This window comes from Neisseria sp. P0001.S005 (assembly GCF_051963715.1).
The window spans coordinates 1-590 of the sequence record NZ_JBQCTZ010000506.1 but is presented as its reverse complement, the minus strand read 5'-3'; the positions used below and the strand labels follow the sequence as shown (position 1 = coordinate 590).

Sequence of the window (590 nt, the reverse complement as noted above, 5' to 3'; positions counted from 1 at the left end):
ACTTTGGCTTTTTTAGCCACTTCGTTGGCTTCGATATAGTTGTTGATGGTGCGGGTCATCACTTGGCGCAGTGCGGTTAAGTGCGTACCGCCGTCGCGTTGCGGAATGTTGTTGGTGAAACATTGCACGCTTTCCTGATAGCTGTCGTTCCACTGCATCGCGCATTCCACGCTCATGCCGTCTTTTTCGCCGAATGCGTAGAAGATTTTTTCGTGTAACGGCGTTTTTTTGCGGTTCATGTATTGCACGAACCCTGCCACGCCGCCGGAGAGGGCGAAGCTTTCGTGTTTGCCGTCGCGTTCGTCGGTCAATTCGATGTCTACGCCGTTATTGAGGAAGGAAAGTTCGCGGATACGTTTGGCAAGGATGTCGAAGCTGTATTCGACATTGCCGAAGGTTTCCGCGCTGGCGAGGAAGCGTACGGTCGTGCCTTTTTTGTTGGAATCGCCGACAACCTTCAACGGCTCTTCGGTTTCGCCGCGTACGAAGCGGACGAAGTGCTCTTTGCCGTCACGGTAGATGGTCAGCGTTACCCAGTCGGACAGTGCGTTGACGACGGATACGCCCACGCCGTGCAAGCCGCCGGAGAT

Annotated in this window: 1 pseudogene; it reads right to left on the bottom strand. The window is 54.6% G+C overall.

The features are described 5' to 3' along the window. Positions 1-590: pseudogene (gene gyrB / locus ACTHSP_RS21335) on the bottom strand (DNA gyrase subunit B); the annotation flags it as partial.